This is a genomic window from Microbispora sp. GKU 823, from assembly GCF_002027145.1.
Taxonomy (GTDB): domain Bacteria; phylum Actinomycetota; class Actinomycetes; order Streptosporangiales; family Streptosporangiaceae; genus Microbispora; species Microbispora siamensis.
The window spans coordinates 43325-62961 of record NZ_MWJN01000009.1; the positions used below are offsets into that span (position 1 = coordinate 43325).

General features: G+C 71.7%; 23 protein-coding genes and 2 tRNA genes. 4 read left to right on the top strand and 21 right to left on the bottom strand.

Going from position 1 to position 19637, the window contains the following annotated elements:
- The first annotated feature begins 58 nt into the window (after window positions 1-58).
- On the top strand, window positions 59-2923 hold the full coding sequence (locus B1L11_RS53750) for an AAA family ATPase (protein ID WP_306291609.1): 2865 nt from the start codon (window positions 59-61) through the stop codon (window positions 2921-2923).
- Window positions 2924-2934: 11 nt separating this feature from the next.
- Here the strand turns inward: B1L11_RS53750 and B1L11_RS07355 are convergent, their stop codons facing one another.
- From B1L11_RS07355 to B1L11_RS07400, 10 genes are all read right to left on the bottom strand, one after another.
- Window positions 2935-3504 (bottom strand): TMEM165/GDT1 family protein, encoded by a 570-nt coding sequence (locus tag B1L11_RS07355; protein ID WP_079313792.1) that lies wholly within the window; start codon window positions 3502-3504, stop codon window positions 2935-2937.
- A 211-nt stretch (window positions 3505-3715) separates the two neighbouring features.
- Window positions 3716-4780: a UDP-N-acetylmuramate dehydrogenase gene (locus B1L11_RS07360; protein WP_079313793.1), complete on the bottom strand. Its 1065-nt coding sequence runs from the start codon at window positions 4778-4780 to the stop codon at window positions 3716-3718.
- 40 nt (window positions 4781-4820) lie between these two features.
- Window positions 4821-5174 (bottom strand): hypothetical protein, encoded by a 354-nt coding sequence (locus B1L11_RS07365; RefSeq protein ID WP_143737088.1) that lies wholly within the window; start codon window positions 5172-5174, stop codon window positions 4821-4823.
- Between the two features lie 70 nt (window positions 5175-5244).
- Window positions 5245-5673: a MaoC family dehydratase gene (locus B1L11_RS07370; protein WP_079313795.1), complete on the bottom strand. Its 429-nt coding sequence runs from the start codon at window positions 5671-5673 to the stop codon at window positions 5245-5247.
- Between the two features lie 2 nt (window positions 5674-5675).
- A complete protein-coding gene (locus B1L11_RS07375) occupies window positions 5676-6125 on the bottom strand; it encodes a MaoC family dehydratase N-terminal domain-containing protein (protein ID WP_079313796.1) in 450 nt (149 codons plus the stop codon).
- A gap of 165 nt (window positions 6126-6290) precedes the next feature.
- Complete coding sequence (gene rpmG / locus B1L11_RS07380; RefSeq protein ID WP_030510782.1) at window positions 6291-6455, bottom strand: 50S ribosomal protein L33; 165 nt, start codon at window positions 6453-6455, stop codon at window positions 6291-6293.
- A gap of 79 nt (window positions 6456-6534) precedes the next feature.
- Window positions 6535-6608 (bottom strand) — tRNA-Met (locus B1L11_RS07385).
- A 180-nt stretch (window positions 6609-6788) separates the two neighbouring features.
- Window positions 6789-6861: transfer RNA gene (locus B1L11_RS07390), tRNA-Thr, on the bottom strand.
- 106 nt (window positions 6862-6967) lie between these two features.
- Entirely contained in the window at window positions 6968-7351 is a 384-nt protein-coding gene (locus B1L11_RS07395) for a hypothetical protein (RefSeq protein ID WP_143737090.1), read from the bottom strand.
- A gap of 107 nt (window positions 7352-7458) precedes the next feature.
- Window positions 7459-7668, bottom strand: coding sequence for a transposase (locus B1L11_RS07400; protein ID WP_079313798.1), 210 nt, complete (start codon window positions 7666-7668; stop codon window positions 7459-7461).
- 145 nt (window positions 7669-7813) lie between these two features.
- Here B1L11_RS07400 and B1L11_RS07405 point away from each other — a divergent pair, with 145 nt between their 5' ends.
- Window positions 7814-8434 (top strand): hemerythrin domain-containing protein, encoded by a 621-nt coding sequence (locus B1L11_RS07405; protein WP_079313799.1) that lies wholly within the window; start codon window positions 7814-7816, stop codon window positions 8432-8434.
- Here B1L11_RS07405 and B1L11_RS49985 read toward each other — a convergent pair.
- The 3 genes from B1L11_RS49985 to B1L11_RS07415 are packed head-to-tail and all read right to left on the bottom strand — an operon-like array spanning window position 8415 to window position 12257.
- The gene (locus tag B1L11_RS49985) at window positions 8415-9608 is read right to left on the bottom strand and encodes a hypothetical protein (protein WP_256862301.1); all 1194 of its coding nucleotides are present in this window, start codon (window positions 9606-9608) and stop codon (window positions 8415-8417) included. The two genes, B1L11_RS07405 and B1L11_RS49985, sit on opposite strands and share 20 nt — an antisense overlap.
- 56 nt (window positions 9609-9664) lie before the next feature.
- Window positions 9665-11692: a BTAD domain-containing putative transcriptional regulator gene (locus B1L11_RS49990; RefSeq protein ID WP_256862302.1), complete on the bottom strand. Its 2028-nt coding sequence runs from the start codon at window positions 11690-11692 to the stop codon at window positions 9665-9667.
- A gap of 37 nt (window positions 11693-11729) precedes the next feature.
- Window positions 11730-12257, bottom strand: a complete 528-nt coding sequence (locus tag B1L11_RS07415) for a C40 family peptidase (RefSeq protein WP_079313800.1) — start codon at window positions 12255-12257, stop codon at window positions 11730-11732.
- Window positions 12258-12467: 210 nt separating this feature from the next.
- On the opposite strand from B1L11_RS07415, the gene B1L11_RS07420 reads away from it, so the two are divergent.
- Window positions 12468-12809 (top strand): STAS domain-containing protein, encoded by a 342-nt coding sequence (locus B1L11_RS07420; protein ID WP_179155023.1) that lies wholly within the window; start codon window positions 12468-12470, stop codon window positions 12807-12809.
- Window positions 12810-12819: 10 nt separating this feature from the next.
- Here B1L11_RS07420 and B1L11_RS49995 read toward each other — a convergent pair whose 3' ends face one another.
- The 8 genes from B1L11_RS49995 to B1L11_RS07450 all read right to left on the bottom strand — a co-directional run bounded on the left by B1L11_RS49995 (window position 12820) and on the right by B1L11_RS07450 (window position 18860).
- The gene (locus B1L11_RS49995; protein ID WP_256862303.1) at window positions 12820-13974 is read right to left on the bottom strand and encodes a transglycosylase domain-containing protein; all 1155 of its coding nucleotides are present in this window, start codon (window positions 13972-13974) and stop codon (window positions 12820-12822) included.
- A 26-nt stretch (window positions 13975-14000) separates the two neighbouring features.
- Complete coding sequence (locus tag B1L11_RS50000; protein WP_256862304.1) at window positions 14001-14966, bottom strand: transglycosylase domain-containing protein; 966 nt, start codon at window positions 14964-14966, stop codon at window positions 14001-14003.
- A 72-nt stretch (window positions 14967-15038) separates the two neighbouring features.
- Window positions 15039-15683 carry a class A beta-lactamase gene (gene bla / locus B1L11_RS07430; protein ID WP_256862305.1) on the bottom strand — a complete coding sequence of 215 codons (645 nt, stop codon included), beginning with the start codon at window positions 15681-15683 and terminating at the stop codon, window positions 15039-15041.
- On the bottom strand, window positions 15653-15832 hold the full coding sequence (locus tag B1L11_RS50005) for a hypothetical protein (protein ID WP_256862306.1): 180 nt from the start codon (window positions 15830-15832) through the stop codon (window positions 15653-15655). Before B1L11_RS50005 ends, bla begins: the two co-directional genes overlap by 31 nt.
- A gap of 222 nt (window positions 15833-16054) precedes the next feature.
- Window positions 16055-17167 (bottom strand): AAA family ATPase, encoded by a 1113-nt coding sequence (locus B1L11_RS07435; RefSeq protein ID WP_079313802.1) that lies wholly within the window; start codon window positions 17165-17167, stop codon window positions 16055-16057.
- Window positions 17164-17814 (bottom strand): nicotinamide riboside transporter PnuC, encoded by a 651-nt coding sequence (gene pnuC, locus B1L11_RS07440; RefSeq protein ID WP_079313803.1) that lies wholly within the window; start codon window positions 17812-17814, stop codon window positions 17164-17166. Before pnuC ends, B1L11_RS07435 begins: the two co-directional genes overlap by 4 nt.
- A gap of 70 nt (window positions 17815-17884) precedes the next feature.
- On the bottom strand, window positions 17885-18250 hold the full coding sequence (locus B1L11_RS07445) for a DUF2809 domain-containing protein (protein WP_079313804.1): 366 nt from the start codon (window positions 18248-18250) through the stop codon (window positions 17885-17887).
- 34 nt (window positions 18251-18284) lie between these two features.
- Window positions 18285-18860 (bottom strand): DUF1707 domain-containing protein, encoded by a 576-nt coding sequence (locus tag B1L11_RS07450; RefSeq protein WP_218670950.1) that lies wholly within the window; start codon window positions 18858-18860, stop codon window positions 18285-18287.
- Between the two features lie 143 nt (window positions 18861-19003).
- Between B1L11_RS07450 and B1L11_RS07455 the strand changes: the two genes are divergently transcribed.
- On the top strand, window positions 19004-19525 hold the full coding sequence (locus B1L11_RS07455) for a TetR/AcrR family transcriptional regulator (protein ID WP_079313806.1): 522 nt from the start codon (window positions 19004-19006) through the stop codon (window positions 19523-19525).
- The last annotated feature ends 112 nt before the right edge of the window (window positions 19526-19637 follow it).

Below are 19637 nucleotides of genomic sequence, written 5' to 3' on the forward strand. Positions count from 1 at the left end.
ACAGGTGCTCCGAAAATTCATGCGAACCCACGCAAAGGGTCATGACATGCTTGAGGACATGACACGCCGGGCGGTGAGCCCCGTCTTCGTCGGGCGGGGTGCGGAGCTTGAAACCCTGGGCGAGGCCTACGACCAGGCCAGAAAGCAGATCACCGCGGCGGTGCTCATCGGCGGCGAGGCGGGCGTGGGGAAGACCCGCCTCGCCGGCCGGTTCGCCGAGCAGGCCGCGCAGGACGGCGCCCACGTGCTCGTCGGGGGCTGCGTGGAGCTGTCCGCCGAGGGTCTGGCCTACGCGCCGTTCACCGCCGCGCTGCGGCAGCTCGTCCGGGAGGGCGGCGCGGCAGAGGTCGCCGCCCTGTTGCCCGACGGCGCCGCCCGCGACCTGGCCAGGCTGCTGCCCGAGTTCGGCGAGCCGAGCGGCGACGGGGAGACCGAGTCGGCCCGCGCCCGGCTGTTCGAGCTGATCCTCGCCCTGCTGGAGCGCCTCGCCGAGCGGCGGCCGGTGGTGCTCGTCATCGAGGACATCCACTGGGCGGACCGCTCCAGCCGGGACCTCATCGCCTTCCTCAGCCGCAACATCAGGTCGGCTCCCGTCCTGATGGTCATGACGTACCGCTCGGACGAGTTGCACCGCACCCATCCCCTGCGGCCGGTGCTGGCCGAGCTGGGGCGGGTCGACGGCGTGGTCCGGGTGGACCTGCCCCGCTTCACCCAGGACGAGGTCGCCGCGCAGATGGCCGGGATCCTCGGGGTGACCCCCGAGTTCGCCAGGGTGGACCGGGTCTTCGAACGCAGCGGCGGCATCCCGCTGTTCGTGGAGGCGCTGCTCGACTGCGGCGACGAGTGCTCGTTCCCCGACTCGCTGCACGACCTGATCATCGGCTCGGTGGAGCGGCTGCCCGAGGAGACCCAGCGGGTGCTCCGGGTCGCCGCCGCCGGTGGCGTACGCGTCGGGCACGGCCTGCTCGCGGCCGTCAGCGGCCTGTCCGACGTGGACCTGGAGAACGCGCTGCGGCCGGCCATCGCGGCCAACGTGCTGCAGGTGGCCGACGGCGGGGCGTACGCGTTCCGGCACGCCCTGATCCGCGAGGCGGTCCACGACGAGCTGCTGCCCGGCGAGCACGCGCGGATGCACGCGCGGTACGCGGAGGAGATCGACCGGGACCGCACCCTGGTGCCCCCGGGCCGGGCGGCCATCGAGATCGCCCACCACTGGTACTCCGCCCGCGACGACCTGTGGGCGCTTATCTCGGCCTGGGAGGCGGCCGAGAAGGCGGCCAAGTCGTTCGCCTACACCGAGCAGGTCCAGCTCCTCGAACGCGTGCTGACGCTGTGGGACAAGGTCCCCGACGCCGCCGAGCGGATCGGCCACGACCACTGCACGGTGCTCGAGCGGGCCTCCGAGGCGGCGTACGTCAGCGGCGACATGGAGCAGAGCACCAAGTACGTGCGCGGCGCGCTCGCCGAGCTGGACGAGCGGACCTCCCCCGAACGGGTCGCCGAACTGCTGGTCCGCCTGGCGAACATCAAGAACCAGAAGGGCAGGACCAACGGGCTGGAGGAGCTGCGGCGCGCCGAACGCCTGGTCCCGCTGCCCGGCGACATCCGCGCGCTCGTGCTGACCCGGCTGGGCACAGTGCTGATCAACTCCGACGAGATCGCCGAGGGGACCGCGCTCACCCAGGAGGCGTTGCGCATCGCCCGCGAGACGGGCGACGAGGTCCAGGAGGCCGACCTCCTGATCAACCTCGCGCTCGGCCACTCCATCGACGGCGACCTGGAGACCGCGTTCGCGACCAACGAACGGGCGCTGGAGATCGGGATCCGGCTCGACGCACCGCGGATCATCCTGCGTGCCCTGGCGAACAACGTCGACGCCCTCGACAACCTCGGCCGCTCGGAGGAGGCCGTGGCGCTCGCCCTGAAGGGCGAGAAGCTCGCCCGGCGGTACGGCAGGTTCCGCCAGCACGGGGTGTTCATCGCCAACAACCGCGCCGAGGCGCTGGAGTCGCTCGGCCGGTGGGACGAGGCCATCGAGGTCATCGAGCGGTCCCTGACGATGGGTCCGACCCTGCGCAACCGGTGGCACATGCTGCGGGTCCGGGCCGACATCGCGATCGCGCGCGGCGAGGAGGACCTGGCGCAGGACATCCTCACCGAGGTCGGTGCCTTCTCCCCGCACCGGGACGAGCAGACGCAGGAGTGGACGAACAATACCCGCCTGGTCCTCGCCTGGCACATGCTGCGCGGCGAGCCGCTGACGGCCCTCGACGTGCTGGAGGCGGCGCTTGACGACCCGCCGCTCACGCGCAAGGCGATGCTCGCCGGGCGGCTGCTCGCCTCGGTTCGTTACGTCTGCGACGCGGCGGCTCCGGTCGCCCCCGACCGGGTGCCTCACGTGCGGGAGCTGGGCGACCGTCTGGCCCTCAACCTGGGCGACGGGCCGGTGAATGAGGCGTTCGGGCTGGTCTATCGGGGCGAGTTCGACGCCGCGGCCGAGGCGTGGCAGCGGCTGGGCCGTCCGTACGTCCGGGCCAAGGCGCTGCTGCACGCCGCCATGGCGGCCGCCGCGAGCGGCGACCGCGAAGGGGCCTCGGCGCGCCTGCGTGAGGCATGCCCGCTCGCGGTCGCGCTGCGCGCCACCCCTCTGGTCACCCAGATCGAGACGCTGGCCCGCCGCGTCGGCTCACCTCTCTCCGACGCCACGCCGTCCGAGCCCGTACGGCAGGCCGACCTGACCCCCCGCGAGCTGGAGGTGCTGCGCCTGGTGGCGGCCGGGCGCAGCAACCGGGACATCGCTGCCGAGCTGTTCATCTCGGCCAAGACCGTCAGCGTGCACGTGTCGAACATCCTGCCCAAGCTCGGCGTGTCGACCCGGGGCGAGGCCGCCGCCGCGGCCCACCGCCTGTCCCTCCTCGATTAGGCGAACGAGAGTCAGGCGAACAGGGGCTCGGCCAGCAGCAGCACGCCGAAGACGGCGAACGCGGCGGCCGCGCCGTACTTGATCCACTTCTCGGGCAGGCGTGCGCCGAGGAACCGGCCGACCAGGATGGCCAGCGCGTCGGCGGCGACCATGCCCACGGTCGAGCCGACCCACGTGCCGAACCAGCCGTGCTGGGTGGCCAGCGTGATGGTGGCGAGCATCGTCTTGTCGCCCAGCTCGCTGAGGAAGAACGCCACGGCGACGGCGATGAACGCGTTGCGGGTGGTCTTGGCCGCCTTGCCCTTCTCCTCCTCGGTGAGTTCGTCGCCGCGCAGCGTCCACGCCGCGAAGGCGAGGAACGCGAGGCCCGCGATGATCGAGATGGCGGTGGTGGGGAGGGCGTCGCCCACGATCCTGCCGAGGCCGACGCTGAAGAGGTGGACGAGTGCGGTCGCGGCGGTGATGCCGGCCAGCACCGGCCCCGTCTTGAAGCGGGTCGCGAAGGTCAGGGCCATGAGCTGGCTCTTGTCGCCCAGCTCGGCCACGAAGATGACGACGAGCGAGATCCAGAGGGCTTGCACGGGGTCGCCTTCCTACGGGGGAGGTGCGACCGGGCCGCCGTACGACACCCGGGGAGTTCGGGCACGACTTCGGCCCGGCAGCATGTGGTCATGACTGTCGGCGAAGGTCTCGTCCGCCACGAGGGCTCCACGACCGGGCGGACGAACCGCCAGTGTGTCGATCAGTGGATTCTGGACTACTCCCCTTCGGTGTCCTCCGAGTTTATCCGAGCTAAAGACGCACTCCCACCAGGACGGGCTCGTTGACGAGCCACACCCCGAACTTCTCGTGCACGCCGTCGCGCACCTCCCGCGCCAGCGCCAGCAACTCGGCCGCGCCCGCCTCGCCCGAGGGGTTGGTGAGGGCCAGCGTGTGCTTGGTCGAGATGCGGGCCCGGCCCTTCTCGTAACCCTTGGGGAACCCGGCGTTCTCGATCAGCCACGCCGCCGGCACCTTGACCGTGCCGTCGGGCAGGTCCCAGCGCGGATGGCCGGGGGCCCGCAGCGCCAGGGCCGCCGCCTCCTCCGGACCGAGCACGGGGTTGGTGAAGAACGACCCCGCGCTGCGCGTGTCCGGGTCGTCGGGGTCGAGCACCATGCCCTTGCCCCGCCGCAGCTCCAGCACCGCCTCCCGCGCGTCGGCCAGCGGCACCCGCGCGCCGATCTCCACCCCGAGCCGGGCGGCCAGCTCCCGGTACGCCACGGGTCCCGACAGCGGGGAGCGCTCCAGGGCGTAGGTGACGGCCAGCACCACGTGCCGGTCCGGGTCGTGCTTGAACGCGCTGTGCCGGTAGGCGAAACCGCACTCGGCCGCCGTGAGGTCCCCCACCTCGCCGGTCAGCCGGTCGTACACGCGGACGGCGGCGACGGTCTGCGAGACGTCCTGCCCGTACGCGCCGACGTTCTGGATCGGCGTGGAGCCCACCAGCCCGGGAATGCCCGACAGGCACTCGACCCCCGACCAGCCCTCGGCCACGCAGCGGGCGACCAGGGCGTCCCAGTCCTCCCCCGCCTGCACGGTGACCAGCGCACGCCCGTCCGCTGCCGTCGAACTCCGGGACGTGACGTCGACGCCGCGGGTGGCGACGCGCACCACGAGCCCGTCGAACCCGTCGTCGGACACCACGAGGTTGCTGCCGCCGCCGAGCACCAGCACGGGCTCGCCCTCACGGTCGGCCTCGGCCACGATCGCGACCAGCTCGTCCTGCGTCCGCGCCTGCGTGAACGCCCGGGCCGGTCCGCCCGTACGCAGCGTGGTGTACGGGGCGAGCGGCACCCCTGCCAACCGGTCAGCCATCGGTCTCCTCGCACCCGGAACATCCCGACGAACAGGATAGCTATCCGCGGTCCTCGCGCTCCGCCTCGGCGATCGACTCGTCGACCCTCGACGTGGCCGAACTGCCGTCCCACAACAGCTGGGAGGCGACCACCGACGGCTCACCCGAGGGGGTCAGCGCGGTCTCGATCGTCCCGCCGGGAGCGACGTCCCGCTTGACCTCGGTGATCTCTTCCGGGCCCACGGCTCCGGCGGCCTCCCTGGCGTTCCGCGCCCGTGGACGCGGCATCGCGCCGCCGTGGGCATCGCCGGCCTTGCCGGGGTCTTGGGTCTCCGCGGCGACGCCGGCGACGTCGCCGTGCTCCCGCTGGGTGGTGACCGGCTCGTTCTTCGCTTCGATGTCTCGCTCGCTCACGATCCGACCGCTACCCAGCACCGCCACGGCCAATCGGGCCGGTCAGCAGAGGCCGGCCAGGAGAGGGTGCTCAGGAGAGCTGGACCACCGCGCGGGCCTTGGACAGGACGCGGGCGTCGCCGGACCTCGCGGTCAGCGCGACGACGACGCGCTTGTCCTCACGCTTGTCCTCGATGACCCCGCTGATCGTGATCGTCGCGCCGTTGTCGTCGTCCGGCACCACGACCATGGACGAGAACCGCACGCCGTACTCCACCACCGCGCCGGGGTCGCCCGCCCAGTCCGTCACGAACCGGCCGCCCTGCGCCATCGTGTACATGCCGTGCGCGATGACGTCGGGCAGGCCGACGGCCTTCGCGTGCCGCTCGTTCCAGTGGATGGGGTTGAAGTCGCCCGAGGCGCCGGCGTACCTCACCAGGTCCACCCGGCGGACCCGGTATTCGGCGGCCGGGATCTCCTGGCCGGTCTCCACCTCGTCGTACTTGACCGTCGCCGCCATGATCAGGCCGCCCCTCCCCGCTCCACGATGATGTTGTACGTCCGGCAGACCAGCTCTCCCGAGGTGGTCGAGACGTCGCTGCGCAGGGTCAGGAACTCGTTGCGGCCGACGCTGCGGATCTCCGCGATGGTCGAGGTGCAGACCAGCTCGTCGCCCGCGTGGATGGGCCGCTCGTACTCGAACCGCTGCTCGCCGTGCACGACCATCGCGAAGTTGAGCCCGAGGTCGGGGTCGGCGAGCGCGTCACCGGTCCCGAGAAGGCTGAACACGATGGGGAACGTGGGCGGCGCGACGACGTCCGGGTGCCCGGCGGCCACGGCGGCCCGCCTGTCGTGGTAGATCGGGTTGGAGTCGCCGATCGCGGTGGCGAACTCGCTGATCTTCACACGGCTGACCTCGTAGGGCGCGGACGACTCGTACGTCCGCCCGACGAAATCGCGGTTCAAAGGCATCGGGCCGGGCTCCTTCGAGATGAGCTGGGTAGGCCGTACCGTAACAGACCCACGCCGGCGAACACCGGCCCGCACCGTGCGGACACGACACCGGCCGGACACGACGAACCGGCGCCCCCGGAAGGGAACGCCGGTGTCGGAAGTGCGTGCGGTCCGTGCCGTGACCTAGCGGGTCTCGCGGTGCGCCCGGTGCGTCTTGCAGTTGGGGCAGTACTTCTTCAGCTCAAGCCGATCCGGGTCGTTGCGCCGGTTCTTCCGCGTGATGTAGTTGCGGTGCTTGCACTCCTGGCAGGCCAGCGTGATCTTCGGCCTAACGTCTGCGGCAGCCACGTGGGAGTGCCTTTCTGCGTTCGGGACTACTGGACAACCCGCACCGGGGCCCCCTTGTTCAGGTGGCCCGGCAGGGTAGTAGCGGAGGCCGGACTTGAACCGGCGACACAGCGATTATGAGCCGCTTGCTCTGCCTGACTGAGCTACTCCGCCTCGGCCGGAAACCGGATCCGGCCACGCAAGGATACCCGACCTGTACGGCTATTCGCGCATCGGGATCAGCCATGATCGAGGTCGGTCTTTCCGATGGGAACGAGGAGTCCCCACCAAGCCGAAAGCCCCACCCGGCAGCGCTCAGTCAGAAACACTGCTTGGATAGGACTTTCCGGCTAGAGCCCCCAAACGGAATCGAACCGTTGACCTTCTCCTTACCATGGAGACGCTCTGCCGACTGAGCTATAGGGGCGGGTCCGCCTGCCGCTCTCGCGCTGCGGACAGGTGTAACCATACACGGCCACGGCGGTGTGCGCGAATTCGAATCTCCCCTCCGGCGCACGGTTCAGGGGCACGGCTCAGGGTGTCGGCAGCACCCCGGACAGGTCCGCCTCGGGACGGTGCCGGACAGGCACATCGGCCGTGACCGCGTACCGGCTGAAGTAGCCCTTGCCCTTGACCGGGATCACGCTGCTCAGCGTCACCGTGGCGGCGTACGGCGCGTCCGCGCACTCGGGCAGGCACCAGGTGCCGCTGAGCCTGCCCGCGCCGGTCGCCCGGGTCGGCCCCCAGGTCCGCCAGGTGACCCCGCTCATCGTGCTGAACTCCGAGAGCACGAGGTTCGCCGGCCGCTGCTCGGCCCTGCCCCGCTCGGAGTTCTGCAGATTGAGCACGTACACCGGCGTCTCGGCCGGGGAGCCCGTGGGCGCCGACCCGCAGCCGCCGGCGGCGAGGCAGAGCACGGTGACAGTGACAGACAGGCTGACAGCCGGAAACACAGGCAGGCGCATCGATTCCCCCTCGGCACTCTGAGTGCCCAGGGCCCGCCGCCGTTACGCCTGTGAACAGGCTATTTGACGGCCGTACGGGCGTCGCCCGCCCTGACGGGCAGCGGGATCACCTCGCAGAGGTCGGCAAGATCGACATACCGGGCGACCTCCTCGACCGAGAGACAGTCGGCGACCACCTGACCGTTGCGCCGCACCCGCAGCACCTGGCGGTCGCGGCGGTACGCGGGGACGATCTCGTAACCGTCCGGTCCCACCCATCGGCTGTCCATAGGGGAACAAGCTATCGGGTTTTCCCCACGGCTATCTCCCGTCCCATGGGAATCGTCTTAAGTAGGGTCTTAATCGACCCCAAGTGCCGGGGCGCACAGTGAGCGTGACGCACCACCGTCCCCCACGTTCACGAAGGGTCTTCCGATGTCCGACACCCCCAACCTGCTGGGCTTCCGCATCGCGCACCGGGCGATGCGCGCCGACTCCCGGCGCCTCGCCGACGTCACCGCCGAGATCGCCGCGGGCCGGCAGCCGTGCGGCCCGGAGCGCGCCGCCGCCATCCGTGAGTACGCGACCAAGCTGTGCCGCGGCATCCACCACCACCACAAGGCGGAGGACGACCACCTGTGGCCGCTGCTCGTCCGCTCGGCGGGCGCCGAGATCGACCTGAGCGAGCTGAGCGAGGACCACTCCGAGCTCGACCCGCTGCTGGAGGAGATCCAGGCGGTCGCGGGCGACCCGGCCGAGCTGGCCAAGCCGCTGCGCCGGCTGGCCGACCTGCTCGACGAGCACATCCAGGAGGAGGAGCGCACGATCTTCCCGATCATCACGCGGCACGTCTCCGGCAAGGACTGGGAGGAGATGGAGCAGCACGTGCGCAAGGGCGGCGACCCGCGCTTCGAGCTGCCCAGGATCGAGCAGCACGCGCGGCCGGAGGAGCTGGCGGAGCTGCGCAAGCTGGCCGGGCCCGTCCTGGTCGTCATGCTGGCGCTGCTGCGCCGCGCCCACCGCCGCCGCGAGCGGCTCATCTTCGGAGCCGCGTGAGCGCCCGGCGGGCGGCCTCCTCCCAGTGCGGGGAGCCGACCTGCCGGGCGACCTCGGCGGCCCGCAGGTAGTGGGCCTCGGCGTCGCCGGGCCGGTCGAGGAACACCGCCAGGTCGCCGAGCGTGTGCGCGACCGGCCCGAGCGTGACCGAGCCCGAGTGCAGGCCGGCCAGCTCGCCGTCGGACGGCAGCAGCAGGCGGTAGCACTCCTCGGCCGCCGCCCGGTGGCCGAGCGCGATCGCGTTGTCCGCGCGCAGAGACATGAACACGAGCCAGTAGTAGTCCCGGCGGGGGACGCGCGCGGAGGCCCACACCGCGCGGGCCTCCTCCAGCCGGCCGGCACCGGCGAGCGCCCGCGTGTACAGCTCGCCCACGTCCTCCGGCAGGCGTTCCCACAGAGCGGCGAGCTCCTCCACCGCCTCGTGGACCCGCCCCGCCGCCAGCTTGACCACGAAGCGGCCGACCGTCCCCACCATCGCGCCGTTGGCGTCGCCGGTGCGGGCCAGCTGCTCCCCGAGCTGCGTGTAGACGCTCTCGGCCCGCTCGAACTCGCCCCTGACCAGCAGGTGCAGGGCGTCGAGGAAGGCGAGGATGCCGAGGGCGAGGCCAAGCTGGCCGCTCGTCGACAGCTCCATGGCCATGTCGGCGTGCCGGCGGGCGGTGGTCCAGTCGTTGCGGCTGAGCGCGACCATGAGCAGCGAGAAATGGCCGAGCGTCTGATAGCCGAGGAGCCCGGCGGCGGCCGAGGCGGCCAGCAGATCGTGTCCGAGCGTCTCCAGGTCGTTCCGCCTGTCCGGGGTCAGGCAGACCCAGTAGCGGCCGTTGAGCGCCATGCAGCGCAGGCGGAGGTCGCCGAGGGCGTCCGCGATCGCCAGCGCCTCCGCACTGGCCGCCTCGATGCGTTCCGGGTCGTGTCCTTCGAGCGCGTGGCAGAGGGCGACGAGCATCCGGCAGCGCAGCTCCCCGGCCTCCGCGGGCAGCGACTCCTCGATCGCCCCGACGAGATCGGCGTCGAGCGCGCGGTCGGGCTGGATGGTCCAGATGACCGGCGCGTCGAGCGAGGAGACCGCTCTGGCCACCGCCGCCCGATCGCCTGTCCGGCGGGCCACCTCCAGCGCCTTCGTGCGGTTGCGCACCGCCGTGATCACGTCGCCCGCGTGCGCCTGCGCGGACACCAGGCGGCACAGGAGGTCGAGGCGGACGTCCGTGGGCGCGTCGTTCGCCCCTTCGCTCAGCAGGTCGAGCGCGCCCAGCGCGCCCTCCAGCAGCGCCGCCGCCTCCTGTGCGCGTACAGCGCGGTCGCCTGGCCGGCGGCCCGCGCCGCGTACTCGGCCGCCGTGAGGGCGGTCGCGGTCGTCGCCGCGGCGAGCGCGTGGTGCCCGAGCGCTCCCACGTCGCCGGGGCGCACCCGCTCGAGCGCCGCCAGGACCTTGCCGTGCATCCGCGTACGGCGCAGGCGCGGGATGTCCTCGTACAGCGTCTCGCGGACGAGCACGTGGGCGAATCGGACGCGGCCGGGGCGCGGCTCCTCCAGCAGGCCGGACAGCACGCCCGCCTCCAGGCCGTCGAGCACGGTCTCCTCGTCGGCCCCCGGCATGGCGATCAGCACGTCGGCGTCGGCCTCCCGGCCGAGGACGGCGGCGTTGCGCAGCGTCGTCCGGGCCGTCGCGGGCAGCCGGGCGAGGCGGCGGCGGATGAGGTCGCGCACGCCGGGCGGCAGCGCGTGGGCCGCCGACGGGCCGTCCACCGCGAGCAGCCGGGCCGTCTCGGTCACGAACAGCGGATTGCCGCCGGTCCGCTCGGTGACCGTGCGCACCGTGGCCTCGTCGACCCGCGTGCCGGAGCGTTCCGCGAGCAGGCGGGCCACCTCGGGTTCGCCGAGACCGCCCAGGGTGATGTTCTCCGCCGCCTGCACAGCGAGCGCCGCCCCGGTGGCCGTGAGGTCGTCGCCCGCCTCGGCCGGCCGGTGCGTCAGCAGGACGAGGACCGGCGTCCGCGTCAGGCGGCCCGCCAGGTGGCGCAGGAGCTGGAGGGTCTCCTCGTCGGCCCGGTGCACGTCCTCCAGCACGATCAGCAGCGGTCCCGGCACGCCCTCCAGGTAGTCGCCGGCCGCCCGCGCCAGCCAGAACTGGCCCACGGGCGCGGCGTCGTCGGTCAGCAGCGGCGCCAGCCGGGCCGCGGTCTCGGGTTCCGGTGGGCAGGTCGCGGACAGCTCTCGCAGCACCTCGCTCCACGCCCATGCGGGCGGCACGCCGCCGGTCGTCTCGGGACAGCGGCCGACCACGGTCTGCCAGCCGTCCGCCGCCAGGCGCCGCACGAGCGCGTCGGCCAGCGTGCTCTTGCCCGAGCCCGCGTCGCCGCCGAGCCAGGCGATGCGGAAACCGGCCCGGGCCTGCTCCGCCGCGGCGGCCAGCCGGGACAGCTCCGCCGTACGGCCGACCATGCGGACGGGCTCGGGGTCCTGAGGGGGCGCGGGAGCCGGGACCACGGGCGCCCGGACCGCAGGGGGCGCGTCGAGCGACGCTGCCTGCCCGAGGATGTCCGCCTCCACCGCGCGCAGGGCGGGCCCGGGATCGACGCCGAGCTGGTCGGCCAGCAGGTCGCGGGTCCTGCGCAGGACCGCCAGCGCCTCCCCCTGCCGCCCGGCCCGGTAGTAGGCGAGCGCGAGCAGCCGTACAGCGTTCTCGCGCAAGGGATGGGCGGTGAGGTGGCGCTCCAGCTCGGGGACGACCTCGGCCTGGCGGCCGATCGCGAGCCCGGCCTCGGCGCGGCACTCCACCGCGACCGCCCGGAGCTCGTCCAGGTGGACCACCTCGGGGACGGCCCACTCCTCCTCGCCGAACTCCGCGTACGCCGGGCCGGTCCACAGCGCCAGCGCCTCGTCCACGACCTCGAGCACCCGCGCGTGCCGCCCCTCGGTGAGCAGGCCGGCGGCGGACTCGACCAGCCGGGGGAAGCGCCAGGCGTCCACGTCGCCGGGCTCCAGCGCCAGCCGATAGCCGGGCGGAGCGGTGACCAGCACGCGGGCGGGGGCGCGAGGGGCGCGGCCCGGCTCCAGTGCCCGCCGCAGGTTGGAGACGTAGACCTGGAGCGCGCCCAGCGCGCGCGGCGGCGGCTGGCCCCTCCACAGGTCGTCGACGAACCGGTCGGTCGACACCACCTGTCCCTGGGCGCAGACCAGCCGGGCCAGCACGGCGCGCTGGAGCGAGGTCCCGAGGTCGGCGGGGCGCCCGTCGACCTCCGCCGCAATCCGCCCCAAAACCCGCAGTCTTACCATGACGGGGCAAGCATAGAGATCAGGCTCGATAGTGGTAGTAGCCGAGCAGGTCATCCAGCACGGACACGTCGTCCATGCGGATGCGCGTCCCGGTGGCGAACGCGTTGATCATCTTTCCTCCGCCGACGTACACCCCGACGTGGTGGGTTCTGCCGGGCCTGCCGTAGAAGACGAGGTCGCCGGGTTGCGGCACGCCGACGCGGCGCAGCCTGCCGATGTGGGCGTCGGTGTTGCCGGGGCCGAGCACGTCGCCGCCGAACGCGAGGTCGTACACCCAGCGGGTGAATCCCGAGCAGTCGAAGCCGCGCGTCCGGCTCGCCGGGCAGGGCTTGATCGAGCCGCTGTATCCGCGGCAGGTCCCCTTCGACGGTCCGGGCCGCGCCGCGTGCCCCCCGCCCCACGAGTACGGCAGGGCGCCCTGGGCGGCGTACGCGACCTCGACGGCCCTGGACAGTTCCTCGTTGAGCGGCGCGGATCCCGCGGCGGCCAGCGCGACGATTCCCCCGATCAGAACCAGCCGCCGCCTCAGCGCACGGTTAACCCCCATGGATCGTGACAATAGCCACTCATCTCTTTTCTGGCCATGGAAGCTTTGCTTCATCTGATCGACGCGCCGGAGGGGGATTGTTACCCTGAGTGCAGCTCAGTTCATACGTTCATCGGCGTGTCGGTCGAAGCGCTTCGTCGGTCGCCCCCGGACCTCCCCGTCCCGTTCCCCCGGTGGTCCCCGGCGCCAAGGAGAGCGAAGGGAACCACCGTGGATACGTGGACGGCACAACCCCCTTCCCCCACCCGCTGGTGGGTGCTCGGGCTGCGCGGAGAGCTGGATCTCCACGCGGTGCGGCACCTGCGCGAGCCGCTGCTCACCCAGATCGAGGCCCACGGCCCGTGGCTGGCCCTCGACCTCAGCGAGGTGCGGTTCATCGACACCACGGGCGTGGGACTGCTCGTGCGCCTGGTGCACAACCTGCGCGGCAGGAACGGCGACCTCGCCCTCATCGCGCCGGCCGGCCAGGTGCTGCGGATCCTCCGCTGGACGAACCTGACCCGGCTGTTCCGCGTCCTCGACACGGCCGACGCGCTGGACGACTCCGGCTGATCGGGCAGGATCACTCGGGCAGGATCGTCACCGGAGAGTCGCCGCCTCCCGTCGGACCATTGCCCCCCGTCGGAGGCGTCACGGACACGAGGCCCCGGCAGCTGTCGCCACAGCCGCCGAACCGCTCGGTGTCGACGGGCGTGAACTTCGTCGCCGGCACCCCGCGCAGGGCCCGCAGCATGGTGTCCTTCCAGATCGGGCCGGGGATGCTGGCGCCGAACACCTCACCGTAGTAACGGCCCCCGATGGTGACGCCGTTCAGTTTGTACTTCTGGGCGCCGCGCGGATCGCCGACGCTGACCGCGCCCGCCAGGTCGGGGGTGAACCCGGCGAACCAGGCGGAGGAGGAGTTGTCGTTGGTGCCGGTCTTGCCCGCCGCGTCACGCCCGATGCCGCCGACCGACGCCATCGTGCCCTTGGTCAGGACGCCGGACAGCACGTGCGCCGCCGCGTCGGCCACCTCGGGGTCGAGCGCCTGGCGGCACTTCGGCTTGTAGTCCGTCGTCTTGCCGGTGCTGTCGGTGATCTGGGTGATCGCCATCGGCGCGCAGTACTTGCCGCGCGCGCCGATCGCGGCGTAGGCGTTGGCGACCGTCACCGGGTCCATCTCGTTGATGCCGAGCGTGAACGTCTCGAACTCCTGGAGCGGGGTGCCGTCGGAGCGGTGGATGCCCAGCGACTTGGCCGTCTTGATCACCTCGCAGAGCCCGACCCGCTGCTCCAGCATCATGAAGAACGTGTTGACCGAGTGCCAGGTGCCGGTCTGCAGGGTCAGCCAGCCGGGCGCCCCCTCGTCGTTGGTGACCGTGTGGCTCGGGTCGCCGATGGGCTTGCCCGCGCAGTTCTTGAAGGTCGAGTAGCCCGGCGCGGTGTAGCCGGCGCCCGCGCTGAACCCGTCGTTGATCTTCATGCCCTGCTTGAGCGCGGTGAGCAGGGTGAACGTCTTGAAGGTCGAACCGGCCTGGAAGCCGATGCCGCCGCCGTGCGCGGCGTCGGCCACGAGGTTGTAGGACATCTCGTTCTTGCTCTTGCGTGTCCCGTACGGGCGGCTCGCGGCCATCGCCTTGATCGCCCCGGTGCCGGGCTGCACCAGCGCCTCGGCGGCCACCGGGTTGTCGGAGGGGTGGACCCACTTCCTGATCGCCTTGTCCGCGGCGGCCTGCATCGTGGGGTCGATCGTGGTCTTGATGGTCAGGCCGCGCGGTTGAGGAACGCCAGGCGCTGCTTGGCCGTCTTGCCGAAGTCGGGGTTGCTGAGGATCTCGTTGCGCACGTAGACGCAGAAGTACGGATACGTGCTCGACTCGCAGCCGCCGGGCAGCGGGGTCCCCTTGTAGCCGAGCCTGGCCTTCTTCGCCTCGGCCGCCTGCGCCTTGGTGATCTTGCCCAGCTCGGCCATCCGGTCGAGCACGACGTTGCGCCGCTTCAGCAGCCGGTCGCGGCTGGTCTTGCCCAGGTTGGGGTCGGTGGCGTTGGGGTCCTGCACGGCTCCCGCCAGCGTCGCGGCCTGCGGCAGCGTCAGCTCGCTCGCGCTGACCCCGAAGAACCGCTTGGCCGCCGCCTCGACGCCGTACGCGCCCGCGCCGAAGTAGGCGATGTTGAGGTACTTCTCCAGGATCTGGTCCTTGGAGTACTTCTGCTCCACGCCCATCGCGTACCGCAGCTCGTTGAGCTTGCGGGCGTAGCTGGCCTCCAGGGCCTTGTTCTTCTCCGCCTCGGTCTGGGCGGCGTTGAGCAGCACCTGCTTGACGTACTGCTGGGTGATGGAGGAGCCGCCCTGGGCCACCCCGCCCGACTGCAGGTTCTTCGCCAGGGCGCGTACGGTGCCCTCGATGTCGATCGGGCCGTGCTCGTAGAACCGGTAGTCCTCGATCGAGATGATGGCCGTCTTCATGATGTCGGCCATCTGGTCGAGCGGGACGACCTCGCGGTACTGCTCGTAGAACCGCGCGATCTCGTGGCCCTTCACGTCCTGCACGACCGAAACCTGCGCCAGCGGGGGCTCGACGAGGTCCCGGGGCTCCAGGCCCACGTCCTGGACGGCCGACACCAGCCCGACGCCCGCGCCTCCCACCGCCGGCAGCGCGATCCCCGCGACCAGCACGCCCGCCGCCGCTCCCATGGCGGCCAGACGCAGCACCTTCCCCGTGGCGTTCACACGATCCTCCCCCAAATGGCTATAGACAAGGTTATGGGGCCGTAAAGCGCTGTCGGCCCCATAACGCGGTATTTACGGCAGTCGGCCGAGGCCGCGCGCGAGTACGGTCGCCGTCTTCGCGACGACCTCGTTGTCGGCGGCGCCGTCGGCCGCCGCGCGGTTGGTGTAGATCGCCATGATGATCGGGGCGGCGTCCGCGCCCGGCCAGACGACGGCGATGTCGTTGGCGGTGCCGTACGTGCCGCCGGTGCCGGTCTTGTCGCCGACGATCCACGACTTGGGCAGCCCGGCGCGGATGCGGGCGTCCCCGGTCGTGTTGTCGCGCAGCCACCCGATCAGCCGGGACCGGTCCTTCGCGCCCAGCGCGTCGCCCACCGTGAGCGCACGCAGGTCGCCGGCGATCGAAGTGGGCGTGGTGGTGTTGCGCTTCTGCTTCGGCGACCAGTCGTTGAGCTCGGTCTCCCAGGCGTCCAGCCGGGAGATCGGGTCCTTGAGGGCGCGGAAGTAGCGGGTGAGCCCCTCCGGCCCGCCGATCCGCTTCAGCAGCATGTTGCCCGCGGTGTTGTCGCTGTAGATGATCGCCGCCCGGCACAGCTCGGCGAGGGTCATGCCGTCCTTCACGTGCTTGGCGGTCTCCGGCGAGTACGGCTTCACCTCGTCGGCCGTCCAGCGGACGACCTTCCGCGTCAGCTCGCGGTCCGTGGTGCGGTCCAGCACCGCCGCGGCGGCACCGCCTTGAAGGTGGAGGCCAGCGCGAACCGCTCACCCGCCCGGTAGCCGATCGTCCTCCCGGTCGCCGTGTCGATCGCGTACGCGCCGATGCGGCCCTTGAACGACGTCTCCAGCGCGCGCAGCGCGGCGGCCACGTCTGTCCGGGGCGCGGCGGCGGCGGGGGGTCGCCGGGGGCGGCCCCGACCAGGACGAAGACCGTCATCGCGGCGGCTTTCACCGTCACCGGGTGTCCCATGGCATGTCCTCGCTCTCGTGCGTCGGTGATCTGTCAGACGCAGGAGCAAACCAGAGGGTTCGGAACAAGTCCAATATTCATATGGACACTCGTCCGATATCGGTTCACATATGAACCGAGTTCAGAGCGGCGGGGCGAAGTGGCGACCGGCCGCCACGAGATCGTCCACGGCCCGCGCCGCGGCGGCGAGCCGCTCCCCCGGCGACCCGGAGACGACGACGTGCGGGAGGTCGCGCCGGGACAGCTCGGCGCGCAGCCGCCGGTCCATCTCGTGCCTGACGTGCTCGCCGTCGCGCCAGCCGTCCTGCTCGAACGGCACGCCGTCCACGGACGTGTGGATCCACAGGTCGTGCCGGGCCCGTTCGTGGACGCGCAGCACCTCGGGACTCGCCGTGCCGAGATAGCGCTCGTGCCACAGCGCGGTGGCGAGCGCGTCGGTGTCACAGAACAACACGGGCGAACCGGTCCGCGCCGCCGCCTCCTCCCAGCCGAGCTGCCGGTGGGCGATCAGCGTGAACTCCTCCGGCTCCCACTCCAGGTCGTCGAGCCACGGCTCGGGCGCTCCCGCCTTCTTGGCCGCCCGGCGGGCCAGGGCGAGCTTCTCCTCGCAGTACGTCCTGCCGTACTCGGGCACCCACCGGGTGGCGGCCCAGACTCCGCCGCGTGCGGCGTAGTGGGCGGCCAGCGCGCGGGCGAGCGTGGTGGTCCCGGTGGACTCGGCCCCGACGACGACCACCCGCCAGGCGAGGTGGGCGCGCACGGCGGGGCTCAGCCAGGGCCACGCGGCCACCGGATCATCGCGGACCATCGTCCCGCTGACCGGATGGCGGATCCTGTCCGGATCGACCGCCACGTGCGCGCCGCCGAACCTGCGGGCCAGTTCGGGCCCGTACGCCTCGGATGAGAAGACCGCGTCGACGTCCGGCGCGAGGCCGCCGTGTGCCAGCGCCAGCGCGTGCCTGAAGACCTCGACGTGCGCGGCCCAGATCTCCGGGTCGTCGTAGTCGATCTCGATGTCGTCCACCACCGGCGCCACCACCACGTGGGGCTGCGGGTGCGCCTCGCGCAGCCATGCCGTACGCAGGGCGAGCGGGATGCTCTCCACGCTGCTGGCGGCCACGACCACCGTGACCAGCGCGCACTGCTCGGCGGCGGTGTCGACGAGGTGGTGGTGTCCGGCGTGCGGCGGGTAGAACTTGCCGATCACCAGCCCGTGAGCGTACCGGGCGCTCATCGTGTCACCGCCGGAGCGGGAACGGGCCGTGCGGCCGACTCGCGCCGCCAGGCGAGCAGTCCGGCCACGCACAGCGCCAGGAACAACACGTAGAGCACGCTGGTGGGGTAGAGGTCCTTGTACGCGTAGAGGGGGATGTAGACCAGGTCGACCGTGATCCACAGCCACCACGACTCCACCCGCTTGCGGCACTGGCCGTAGGTCGCCATGAGCGACAGCGCGGTCGTCAGGGCGTCCCAGAACGGGACGGCCGAGTTGGTCCAGGTCGCCAGTGCGGCGGTGAGCAGCGCGGTCGCCGCGGCACCCGCGAGCACGAGCCATCCCCACTCCGCGCGGCTTGTTCTGGTGACCGTGAGCGTGGTCCGCCCAGCACCGCCGTACAGCCACTGCCACCAGCCGTACAGGCCGAGGAGCACGTAGACGATCTGCAGGGCCGCGTCCGCGTACAGGCCCACGGCCAAGAAGACGAGGCCGAGCAGGACGACGTTCGCGACGCCGATCGGCCAGTTCCAGATGTTCTGACGGACCACCAGCCAGACGGTGAGCGCCCCGGTCGCGAACCCGAGCAACTCGGCCCAGCTCGTCGACACACCGCCCAGGGTGATTGCGGGCTCCAGGAGGGGCCCCAGCAGATCGGTCAGCGCCACACGACCTCCTTAATCGTCACTGTGACGATAACAAGGGATCGCGATCAGGGATAGACACGCCCCGTGCCGGTCATTTCGTACGGATCGAGTGAATGGCGTATCCGACGGCGGCGCCCACCGCGTACCAGAACAGGTCGGGGGCGTTGAACGTCGTGCCGAGCGCCAGCCGGGCCAGCGTGCTGTGCGCCGACAGCTCGGCCGGCACCCCGGAGAGCTGGGCGAACTCGACCAGCCAGCTCACACCGAGCGCCACGGCGGCCACCACGAACGGCCGGGCGCGCGGCGCGGCCACGACGACCAGCGCGTACACGAGGAGGGTGTAGAGGAGGTCGCCCGCATACTTGGCGACCGCGCCCGGCAGCAGCGCCCGGGCCGCCAGACCGGCGGCCACGACCACCACGGCGGCGGCCAGGGCGGCGAGTCGGCGCTGCGGCATCCGGGCACCCTATCGGGAATCCCCGAGGTGATCGTCAGGCGGGCCGGTGGTAGCGCACCCAGATGTCGCCGCCGATGTGCCCGGACAACCGCAGCACGACGCCGTCCGGGTCGGGCGGCACGGGCGGGGTGTTGTGGACGCGTTTGAGCCTGACCCACCCGCCGGAGGTCACCTCGTCGGCGACGACCCGCCAGCCGACCGGCACCCGGATGATGACGTCTCCGAACATCGAGTCGCACCGGACGGTCATGTCGATCTCGCGGTGCGGGCAGTCCGCGTGCCGGAAGTCCACCACGGCCGTCCGCCAGGTGCAGTCGAGCGTGATACGCGGCGGCACCCTCCAGCGTCCGGTCTTCCTGACGGCACGCGTGCCACGGGTGAACAGCAGCAGTTCGTCCGCCGGCTCCGGCCGTCTCTCCCCAGCCGGATTCCGGGGCAGGTCCGCGACCAGTGCCTCCAGCTCGCCGTACGTGCGCGCGGCGTACACGTGGTCGAGCCGTTCTGTGAGCTCGTCCAGGGTGATGCGGCCCTCTCCGACGGCGGCGCGCAGCTTCTCGGCGACACGGTCCCTGTCCCGGTCTCCGGCGCGTAATTCCGCCTGGTCGCTCACGATCAAGCAGTTTAGTAATCGGTCTTCCCCACCCGCCAGGCACGCATATCCGTTATCCCGGTCTCCGTCCGGCCGAAATACGTCGTGCCTTCACCTTCGGGAGCGGCGTTGACAGGTCAAGGCGATCGCCGAGCGCTGAGGACGTGTTCCGGCAGCAGGGGTTCAACGGCGCGAGCGTGCAGGACATCACCAGCGCCGCCGGCGTCCCCAAGGGGTCGTTCTACAACCACTTCGAGAGCAAGCAGGCGCTCGCCGTCGAGATCGTACGGCGCTACGCACGCGGCGCGAACTTCGCCGTGCTCAACGGCGACGGCCCCGCCCTGGAGCGGCTGCGCGGTCACTTCGCGGCCATGATCGACCGGACCCGCGACACGGGTGTGGAGTTCGGCTGCCTCCTCGGCACCTTCGCCGGCGAGAGCAGCAGCGCCGGAGACCAGGTGCGTACGGCGGTCCGCGAGATCCTCGGTGACTGGACCGAGGACGTGGCCCGCACGGTGCGGGCGGGCCAGGAGGCCGGCGAGATCACCTCGGCCCGTCCGGCGAGGACGCTGGCGGCCTTCCTGATCGACTCGTTCGAGGGCGCCACCCTCCGCGCCAAGACCATCGGCGACCAGTCCGTCGTCGCGGAGCAGCTCGACATCGCCCTCGACGCGCTGCGCGCCTGACTGGCCACCGCACAAGCGAAAAATCACTCCATGGAACGATCTAGCCGGAAAAACGATGGCTAGTTAAACTCCGAGTCAGCTTCGGCCACCCGTTCGGGTGGCCGTTCGCTCG

Bases quoted from the DNA above. Each gene is read 5' to 3' on its own strand.
- B1L11_RS53750 (WP_306291609.1), top strand. From the start codon at position 59: ATGACACGCCGGGCGGTGAGCCCCGTCTTCGTCGGGCGGGGTGCGGAG.
- B1L11_RS07360 (WP_079313793.1), bottom strand. From the start codon at position 4,780: ATGGCTGACCGGTTGGCAGGGGTGCCGCTCGCCCCGTACACCACGCTG.
- B1L11_RS07370 (WP_079313795.1), bottom strand. From the start codon at position 5,673: ATGGCGGCGACGGTCAAGTACGACGAGGTGGAGACCGGCCAGGAGATC.
- B1L11_RS07375 (WP_079313796.1), bottom strand. From the start codon at position 6,125: ATGCCTTTGAACCGCGATTTCGTCGGGCGGACGTACGAGTCGTCCGCG.
- B1L11_RS07400 (WP_079313798.1), bottom strand. From the start codon at position 7,668: ATGGACAGCCGATGGGTGGGACCGGACGGTTACGAGATCGTCCCCGCG.
- B1L11_RS07405 (WP_079313799.1), top strand. From the start codon at position 7,814: ATGTCCGACACCCCCAACCTGCTGGGCTTCCGCATCGCGCACCGGGCG.
- B1L11_RS07415 (WP_079313800.1), bottom strand. From the start codon at position 12,257: ATGGGGGTTAACCGTGCGCTGAGGCGGCGGCTGGTTCTGATCGGGGGA.
- B1L11_RS49995 (WP_256862303.1), bottom strand. From the start codon at position 13,974: ATGCAGGCCGCCGCGGACAAGGCGATCAGGAAGTGGGTCCACCCCTCC.
- B1L11_RS07435 (WP_079313802.1), bottom strand. From the start codon at position 17,167: ATGAGCGCCCGGTACGCTCACGGGCTGGTGATCGGCAAGTTCTACCCG.
- B1L11_RS07445 (WP_079313804.1), bottom strand. From the start codon at position 18,250: ATGCCGCAGCGCCGACTCGCCGCCCTGGCCGCCGCCGTGGTGGTCGTG.